Origin of the sequence: Desulfoferrobacter suflitae (assembly GCF_022603395.1) — a bacterium.
Classification (GTDB): domain Bacteria; phylum Desulfobacterota; class Syntrophobacteria; order Syntrophobacterales; family Syntrophobacteraceae; genus Desulfoferrobacter; species Desulfoferrobacter suflitae.
In genome coordinates, this window is the sequence record NZ_JAIBKA010000009.1 from 206,126 (window position 1) to 214,166 (window position 8,041).

General features: G+C 50.6%; 11 protein-coding genes. 3 read left to right on the forward strand and 8 right to left on the reverse strand.

The genetic code is table 11. The features are described from left to right. Positions 1-51 precede the first annotated feature (51 nt). Both K1V27_RS16555 and K1V27_RS16560 read right to left on the reverse strand, forming a co-directional pair. Positions 52-1,029 (reverse strand): Rpn family recombination-promoting nuclease/putative transposase, encoded by a 978-nt coding sequence (locus K1V27_RS16555; RefSeq protein ID WP_258931158.1) that lies wholly within the window; start codon positions 1,027-1,029, stop codon positions 52-54. 453 nt (positions 1,030-1,482) lie between these two features. After that, a complete protein-coding gene (locus tag K1V27_RS16560; RefSeq protein WP_258931159.1) occupies positions 1,483-2,484 on the reverse strand; it encodes an Rpn family recombination-promoting nuclease/putative transposase in 1,002 nt (333 codons plus the stop codon). Positions 2,485-3,139: 655 nt separating this feature from the next. Here K1V27_RS16560 and K1V27_RS16565 point away from each other — a divergent pair. After that, positions 3,140-3,448, forward strand: a complete 309-nt coding sequence (locus K1V27_RS16565; RefSeq protein WP_258931160.1) for a hypothetical protein — start codon at positions 3,140-3,142, stop codon at positions 3,446-3,448. Further along, entirely contained in the window at positions 3,429-3,776 is a 348-nt protein-coding gene (locus K1V27_RS16570) for a toxin-antitoxin system TumE family protein (RefSeq protein WP_258931161.1), read from the forward strand. The genes K1V27_RS16565 and K1V27_RS16570 overlap by 20 nt, the downstream gene beginning before the upstream one ends. A gap of 106 nt (positions 3,777-3,882) precedes the next feature. Here the strand turns inward: K1V27_RS16570 and K1V27_RS16575 are convergent, their stop codons facing one another. The 6 genes from K1V27_RS16575 to K1V27_RS23240 form a co-directional block, all read right to left on the reverse strand. Beyond that, on the reverse strand, positions 3,883-4,137 hold the full coding sequence (locus tag K1V27_RS16575; RefSeq protein WP_258931162.1) for a hypothetical protein: 255 nt from the start codon (positions 4,135-4,137) through the stop codon (positions 3,883-3,885). Further along, positions 4,134-4,445 (reverse strand): type II toxin-antitoxin system RelE family toxin, encoded by a 312-nt coding sequence (locus K1V27_RS22895; RefSeq protein ID WP_353740598.1) that lies wholly within the window; start codon positions 4,443-4,445, stop codon positions 4,134-4,136. The genes K1V27_RS16575 and K1V27_RS22895 overlap by 4 nt, the downstream gene beginning before the upstream one ends. Before the next feature lie 1,081 nt (positions 4,446-5,526). Continuing rightward, positions 5,527-5,910 (reverse strand): toxin-antitoxin system TumE family protein, encoded by a 384-nt coding sequence (locus K1V27_RS16580; protein ID WP_258931163.1) that lies wholly within the window; start codon positions 5,908-5,910, stop codon positions 5,527-5,529. A gap of 4 nt (positions 5,911-5,914) precedes the next feature. Next, positions 5,915-6,223, reverse strand: coding sequence for a hypothetical protein (locus K1V27_RS16585; protein WP_258931164.1), 309 nt, complete (start codon positions 6,221-6,223; stop codon positions 5,915-5,917). A 21-nt stretch (positions 6,224-6,244) separates the two neighbouring features. Continuing rightward, on the reverse strand, positions 6,245-6,400 hold the full coding sequence (locus tag K1V27_RS22900; protein ID WP_353740599.1) for an Rpn family recombination-promoting nuclease/putative transposase: 156 nt from the start codon (positions 6,398-6,400) through the stop codon (positions 6,245-6,247). Positions 6,401-6,770: 370 nt separating this feature from the next. Then, a complete protein-coding gene (locus K1V27_RS23240) occupies positions 6,771-7,031 on the reverse strand; it encodes a PIN domain-containing protein (protein WP_492226230.1) in 261 nt (86 codons plus the stop codon). A 245-nt stretch (positions 7,032-7,276) separates the two neighbouring features. Between K1V27_RS23240 and K1V27_RS16590 the strand changes: the two genes are divergently transcribed. After that, positions 7,277-7,537 (forward strand): DUF2281 domain-containing protein, encoded by a 261-nt coding sequence (locus K1V27_RS16590; protein ID WP_258931165.1) that lies wholly within the window; start codon positions 7,277-7,279, stop codon positions 7,535-7,537. Positions 7,538-8,041: the final 504 nt, after the last annotated feature.

The window sequence follows — 8,041 nt, forward strand, 5'->3', positions numbered from 1 at the left end:
CTTTTCCACAAATATCGGGAAGTCAGGTTGACCGAAGGGGTCGGCTGGGGCTCAGTTTTGGCAGACCGATTCAAGCCACTCTGTGACGTCTTGCAGAGTCGATGATTCCAATATTCTTTGAATCAACTCCTCTTGCTGCGCGGCACTGAGCTTGCCGAGCAAGGGAAGCAATTCGTCGGGCTGCGTCTGAAATTTTTTTGCGACCAACCGGGCCAAAACCAGGCCGGCTCCCTCCTGCCTGCCTTCCTGCCAACCCTCCTGCTTCAACTGCTCATAGGTGGTCATGATGAACTCCCTCACATCGCGTTTGAGTGTACTGGTGACAAGTTGTCCGAGCTCTTCTTTCGGAATGTCGAATACCTGAAGAACGTAGCGAAAGACGATCTCCAGCAACTTCCCAAACCCGGGTGCATTCAAGAGCTCATTGAGGGTATCGAAGGCCCTTCGCACCCGCTCTTGGAAATCAGCGCTTCCGTAGGCGCTGAGTAAATCCGCCAATATCCGTATGACGGCGTTTCCCGCCAGCTGATCTTGTCCGAAGGGTGACAAGTCGTAAAGCTTGCACTGAAAAGCCGGCGTGTATGGCACAAAGCTTTCGGCCGGAATGTCCACCAGGGACTGGAATGAAAGCGGCGTCTGTCGGCCTTTGGGGCCATGAAACAAAACCATGGGAACAATCACCGGCAGGCGATCCAGTTGCCGGTGCTCCCCCTGAAAGCGACGCCAGACGCGCACCATGTATCCCAGTAAGCGCAACATCATGAAACCGTCCGGGCTGCTCTGGTGTTCGAATAAGAAATACACATAGCCGGGCCGGCCGTCAATGGCGACCGAAAAAAGCAAATCAGCTTCAGACTGCACGAACTGGGTGTCGATAAACGATACCTGCACCACCTGCAGTGTCTTTAGGTCCAGATGAGAAACCACTTGGGCGGGCAAGTTGTTGGTCACAAAATCCGCCGCGGTCTCAGGCTCCCCGAGAAGCTGCTTGAACAATTTGTCATGCGGATTGGATATCTGCTGAGTCACCCTTCTCTCCCGGATAATTCTTAACCTAATACCATGGAGCCTGAATCGCTGCAAGGTGTCCTGCAAAACGCGAAGAACGCAAAGGACGCCGTTAGCTCCAGGGCTGGTTCTTTCCCTGATCGGCTTTTCCCCGATCAGGGAAAAAGTCAATTCCTCAGCGATCTTCGAGCCTTAGCGGTTCCAATGAAGCCAACCCGAGGCAACATCCAAACCACCAGGGCCCATCCCAAACCCCGTTACCGCGCCCGTTTCGACGCCAAAGTGGCGGCCCGTAGAGCTTTGGCGGAAAAGATCGAGTGTTAAAAATGGAGCGGCGTCTGCGGCATGATTTGACCCTGCGTTTAGGAGGCATGCCGGCCGCCGGAATCTCGGTCGTCCCCGCATTGGTGAAGTTTTCTGAACCTTTTCCACAAATATCGGGAAGTCAGGTTGACCGAAGGGGTCGGCTGGGGCTCAGTTTTGGCAGACTGATTCAAGCCACTCTGTGACGTCTTGCAGAGTCGATGATTCCAATATTGTTTGGATCAACTCCTCTTGTTGCGCAGCACTGAGCTTGCCAAGCAAGGGAAGCAATTCGTCTGGCTGCGTCTGAAATTTTTTTGCGACCAACCGGGCCAAAACCAGGCTGGCTCCCTCCTGCCTGCCCTCCTGCCGACCCTCCTGCCTGCCTTCCTGCCAACCCTCCTGCTTCAACTGCTCATAGGTGGTCATGATGAACTCCCTCACATCGCGTTTGAGTGTACTGGTGACAAGTTGTCCGAGCTCTTCTTTCGGAATGTCGAATACCTGAAGAACGTAGCGAAAGACGATCTCCAGCAACTTCCCAAACCCGGGTGCATTCAAGAGCTCATTGAGGGTATCGAAGGCCCTTCGCACCCGCTCTTGGAAATCAGCGCTTCCGTAGGCGCTGAGTAAATCCGCCAATATCCGTATGACGGCGTTTCCCGCCAGCTGATCTTGTCCGAAGGGTGACAAGTCGTAAAGCTTGCACTGAAAAGCCGGCGTGTATGGCACAAAGCTTTCGGCCGGAATGTCCACCAGAGACTGGAATGAAAGCGGCGTCTGCCGGCCTTTGGGGCCATGAAACAAAACCATGGGAACAATCACCGGCAGGCGATCCAGTTGCCGGTGCTCCCCCTGAAAGCGACGCCAGACGCGCACCATGTATCCCAGTAAGCGCAACATCATGAAACCGTCCGGGCTGCTCTGGTGTTCGAATAAGAAATACACATAGCCGGGCCGGCCGTCAATGGCGACCGAAAAAAGCAAATCAGCTTCAGACTGCACGAACTGGGTGTCGATAAACGATACCTGCACCACCTGCAGTGTCTTCAGGTCCAGATGAGAAACCACTTGGGCGGGCAAGTTGTTGGCCACAAAATCCACCGCGGTTTCAGGCTCCCCGAGAAGCTGCTTGAACAATTTGTCATGCGGATTGGATATCTGCTGAGTCACCCTTCTCTCCCGGATAATTCTTAACCTAATACCATGTAGCCCAAATCGCTGCAAGGTGTCCTGCAAAACGCGAAGAACGCAAAGAACGCCGTCAGCTCCAGGGGGCTGGTTCTTTCCCTGATCGGCTTTTCCCCGATCAGGGAAAAAGGCAATTCCTTAGCGATCTTCGAGCCTTAGCGGTTCCAGCAAAGCCAACCCGAGGCAACATCCAAACCACCAGGGCCCATACCCAAACCCCATTGGCACCCCCGTTTCGACACCAAAATGGCGGCTCTAACAGCAAAAAGCGCCTGATTCTTGGCAGGTTTCAAAGGCAATTCGGCCGCTTGACTCGGTCCGACCCCATATGAAACCCAATCCTTTGCGTCCTTAGCGCCTTAGCGGTTCCAATAACAACCAAGAACGACGAACAGTCCACAACTCAAAATTGATTAAGGCTTGACACGACAAATGCGTTTCTATAAATTGAATCCAACGCCAGTGGCAGCCCAATCTACCAATGATTCAATCTCCCAGCGCTCAAAACGACGTGCACGCGCCCAACAATCGCGACTTCAAAGCGGAGCTATCTTCCGGCGAACGCAATTAACGCACCAAACGAACTCAAGGCTGTTGTAAAAAACACTCTCAGCAGCGGCAAGGAGGTGAAGAGGTGATGAACAATTCGGAAGAACTTGAAGAGATTTTTCAGAGAGAAGGATACAGCTCCAAGTCTGAGCTCATGCAGGATTGGGCCCTACTGGTAGCCCTTTCCAGAACGGAGCAATATAGCGCGGAATGTGAGTTTTTCGAACGTAAGCACGGAATGAAGATAGATGAGTTTGAGAGGCTCATTCATAGTGAGAAGGGCAAGGAAGACTTTGAGCTGGAGGAGGACCTGGAAGACTGGGAATTTTGTGTTAGCGCCCTGAAGTGGTGGCAGGCGAAGGTCAAGGAGCTCCAGCGTGTTGCAGACGCTGCGTAAATACTCCGATATCATTCTGTCCTTCAGCATCAAGAGATTCGAACAAGCCGGCAGTTCACTTCGGTTGAGAATGGAAATTGATCTTGCCGACGGCTCGAAGCTCTACGTTCGCGAAACCGTCATGCGGGGCATGAAACGCAAATACGCCTATCATTGGCAGGACAGTGCCGGTCGCCTTCTCATCCGCTGGGATAATGCGCCCGACTGGGACGTAGAAAGTTTTCCACATCATAAACATGTGGCTGAGCAAGATAGGGTTGAAGCTTCGTACGAGCGGACTTTGAGCCAGGTCCCGGATGTTGTTCGCAGCAAAATCTCCAACCAATGAACCCGCATCAATAACGATTTGGTAATTGCAGTTGATTTCATAGCCGTGCAGTCTAACTCTTTTCCACCCTATGCCCTATGCCCTAATTCATGTGGCTGAGCAAGTGTCACTGAAGGACTTCTTTCCTCATATCTTCAAATGAGATCTTCCGGCCTGATTTAAGCTCATCCCTCGCTTTTTCAATAATGGCCATGAACTCAGCGTTGGTGCTGAGGGAAAGAGACTCCTTGTCCACATTCTTTAGGGAGACAATGGCGGCAATGGGCTGCTGGTGGGATGTCAGAACCAGTACCTCATCTCCCAGCTCATCGACGTACTCGGACAATGGTTTTGATGCTGTTGAAATTTCGATGGATTTCATATTTTCACCTCTTTGCCTGCGATGAAAAGCCTGTTGCCCCGCTTTCGACCAACCGCGAGGACCTGTACAATGAGCGGTCCGGAACTTACGTCATAGAAAACCCTTAAATCTCCGATGCGAAGTTCCCATGGAGCTAAGGGATTTGGCCGCAAAGGTTTGCGGTTTCTTGTTTCTTTGAGGGGCTCATGAATGAGTTGCTTATCCATTTCATCGAAAACCAAAGCTCGCTCATGATTGGACAACTCCTTGAGCTGCTCTTTCACCGACGCTGCAAATTCGATTCGGTACGGCATAGCACTCCCCGCCATACAGGTCACAAATGGCAAGTCTCATTTTCATTTAACCATGGAATCCTTGGGGAAACTACCACAAAACGGCCCAGAAAACACCCTACGTCCTTTCTCTTTCGACAGGAATTCACGATGGACCTATACAGGGCACATCCGCGTTAATCTGCGTTTATCGGCGGCTAATTTAACGGTGATCGACTGACGTGTCAGAATGAGCTCCGAGCTGAATGGGAATGAAATTAGCATGTAGCCCGAATCGCTGCAAGGTGTCGTTCAAGACGCAAAGAACGCTGTTAGCTCCAGGGGCTGGTTCTCTCCCCGATCGGCTTTTCCCCGATCAGGGAAAAAGTCAATTCCTTAGCGCCCCTCTTCGATATCTCAGGACAGGCTTCGAGCCTTAGCGGTTCTAATAAAGCCAACCCGAGGCAACATCCAAACCACCAGGGCCCGCACCCAAACCCCGTTAGCGCCCCCGTTTCGACGCCAAAATGGCAGCTCTAACAGCAAAGAGCGCCTGATTTGTGGCAGTTTTCAAAGGTAATTAAGCCACTTGACTCGGTCCGACCCTTATGTTGCGAGTTTGTGTAACCAGTTGATATCGCAACGGATGTCCCCAGAGTGTTTAACGACGGCTATTCTCTTTGATTCCGCACGCTTATCCAGAGTTGCAGCATAACATGATCTGTACCGGTAGCATAATATTTAGCAAACTAAAGTTCCGAAAGTGGCTAAATGCAAAGGGTTAACGGCATGATGGTTAATTTTAGCCGGGGCAATTCCCGGATTTAAATGAGAGACCTTCTGGCGGCCCTACGACAATAACGCCTGCATCAAACACTGGTTCCGGGGAAACTCCATCAAGCAGTACAACAAAACCGGTTTTTTCATTCGCACCGAAACCACCATCAATCCCGCCAACGGCGGGACTGGGGCTCAAAAAACCTGTCCTCTTTTTGCAGGCCTACCTGTGGGCGGGTGTCGGATGCAAAATACTCTGATATCATTCTGCCCTACAGCTGTCCTACAGCATCAAGAGATTCGAACAAGTCGTCAGTTCACTTCGCATGGACCCCTTTGATATCGCCATGCCGGCAATCCTTCAGACTGGTTTGAGCAGCCGTGCTTCAATTTCCCTCAGGACCATTTGAAGCGTGGTCGGACCGGAGCCGATCACTTCGGCCTCCGAAATGTGCAGATGGTGAGGAAATGAATCCACACCTCTGTGATGTGGGACATTATCCCATCTTCTGACCAGGACTCCATGAGCGTCCTGCCAGTGATAATTGTATGTGACCACGACAATACTGCTGCCATGCGCCTGCACATACTCGGCAAATTCAAGCCTGTGGCCCCGCTGGAGCCGGCATTTAATTCGGATGTAGCCATCCTCTTCCTGGACTTTCTCTTTTACCGTCTTGAATGAGGAGACAGCGGGGCTGACAAAAAGCTTTTGGAGCAACTCCAGGAAGTAGTTTTCGATCACTCGCTCACACCCTTTCGAGCTCAGCCTTCCGGTCCAAAACTCGCTGACGCATCTGATAGAACGAAGACCATTCAATGAGGTCCAGCTCGTCACCCAATTTGCCATCCATAAAGTCCCTGAAGAAATCAGATGAATTCATACCGTGTGCTCGCTCGAACTTCCTCAGCTCTCGATCAAGCTTCCTGATTTCCCTTTCGCATTGCTGGATCTTGTAACTCAACATCTTGGCAATCGTTTGGGAGATGAGTGCATCATCTCCATGTTTCCTTAAGAATTGTTCCAGGTTCTTGACTTTTGCCAATGTATTGCTCATGATGTCTCACTCCTCACTGAATCAGTGCCCCCTGGAGAATAGCCGGAGAGGTGTCACCCTGACTTCACGCAGATCAAGAGTTCTGAAGTTGTTCGCCACAAAATCTGCAGCATTCTCGGGCTCGCCAAGGAGCTGTTTGAACAACTTGTCATGCGGATTGGATATCTGCTGGGTCACCTCTGTCTCCCGGATTCATCGGCTTTACTAACACATTCCATACCATGCGTTTGTGCAACGGACAAGCACTCCATAGCCTTGTTCCTTCCGTTTTCCTCTTCTCTTCAATTCCTCAAAAAGCGGAGAAAACTGTTTTGGAAGTAGCTCCGATTTTCCTGAAGAAGGAACACCGCGTTGAAGCCATGTTGTTTCTCTATTTTTGGCCTTGATGATCGTCTCGCTTATCGAATGAAACATCCGTATGAATATGGTACGGGAAAACATCGAGGGCCCGCACCCAGACCCCGTTAGCGCCCCCGTTTCGACACCAAAATGGCAGCTCTAGGAGCAAAATGCGCCTGATTTCGGACAGTTTTCGATGCTAATTCAGTTACTTGACTCGGTCCGACCCCTGCGCCAGGCATGGGGCCGGGCTCAGAGCACATGACATAACCATATTCGGGAGCGTCTGTGAAGATTTGGGACTTTGGATTTGGCGGATTGAAAGACAAGGGAATTCCAATGTTCCAAATTCGTCGACAACGGCTCTGGGAATGATGATTTCTGAATAGAGCTCGCAAAGAACCGGGGAGAGACGAAGTTTCTCCAAGGCAATCAGGGCGGATGTGTCAATGATTGCGCACTCATGCATGGAGAATCGGAGACCTAGAGCGGTTGACTTAGAATAAGCAAGTCCGTACAATCAAAATTGTGCAGGGAATGTCGGGCACATGGCGCTTCATTTATGGTAATGTTCTTGAGAGCAGGCGAAGCGACTTTGATCAGTAAAAGTTTCCTTGTTGTATCTTAGAGCTTTCGCGCCTTTGCATGTCACTGGAAAGAAGTTCGTTAAACCAAGCTGGCATTTTGCGGATAGAAGAACGAAGGAATTGCACCATGAAAGAGCAATTGACCCTATCTCGGATTAAGCGAAAATTGCACAAGATACCTCCTGAAAGGCTGGAGGAGGTCTGTGATTTTATTGATTTCATATTGACAAAGGAAACTTCGAGAAACGACAAGAAAGTCGAAAAGCTGGAAGGAATTTGGCAAGAATTAGGCTTCGAAGCAATTTCGGATCTAGATGGAAATATTCGTGAAATCCGCGATGAAGCTGAAGCCGCTTTTCTAAAGAGGATCTCCCGGTGCGGTGTTTAGCGGACACAGTTGCAATTGTGAGGCATTTTGCAAAGGTGGGCAGAATTGGGAAATCCGCAAGGCATATCCTGAGAGAGGCGGATAACGGTGCCAACCAGGGGCGAGCCACAGATACCCATCAGTCCACTCATCTCCCCCTTTGCGTCTTTGCGTCTTTGCGTGAGATCCTGAAACAAAGCTTCTGTCGCACCTGATAGGATAGTCTTTCAGGCCTGCTTGGACATTATTGTCTATATACAGGTCCCACATACAAGGAATGCAGAGGGAACCGCCGGTTTCCCCCAGGACAAATAAGTCAAACTTGGACAAACGATACAAAAACCTGCTGAGAGAATCGTTGGACTGACAATCCCAAAAGGACCTGCAACGAGCATGACAAACGAAACAAAGTAACCTCTGGGTACAGGATCCCGTTCCTTTTTTGATTCATCTCCTTTTACTCGCTGTTTGATAAATGAGACTTGCGGAAAGAACGGTTCTAGCTAGCAATCAAGAGCTGACAGC

What these genes read in the sequence shown, in the direction of transcription:
- K1V27_RS16565 (WP_258931160.1), top strand. Translation starts at nt 3,140, where the DNA reads ATGAACAATTCGGAAGAACTTGAAGAGATTTTTCAGAGAGAAGGATAC.
- K1V27_RS16575 (WP_258931162.1), bottom strand. Translation starts at nt 4,137, where the DNA reads ATGAAATCCATCGAAATTTCAACAGCATCAAAACCATTGTCCGAGTAC.
- K1V27_RS22895 (WP_353740598.1), bottom strand. Translation starts at nt 4,445, where the DNA reads ATGGCGGGGAGTGCTATGCCGTACCGAATCGAATTTGCAGCGTCGGTG.
- K1V27_RS16585 (WP_258931164.1), bottom strand. Translation starts at nt 6,223, where the DNA reads ATGAGCAATACATTGGCAAAAGTCAAGAACCTGGAACAATTCTTAAGG.
- K1V27_RS23240 (WP_492226230.1), bottom strand. Translation starts at nt 7,031, where the DNA reads ATGCATGAGTGCGCAATCATTGACACATCCGCCCTGATTGCCTTGGAG.
- K1V27_RS16590 (WP_258931165.1), top strand. Translation starts at nt 7,277, where the DNA reads ATGAAAGAGCAATTGACCCTATCTCGGATTAAGCGAAAATTGCACAAG.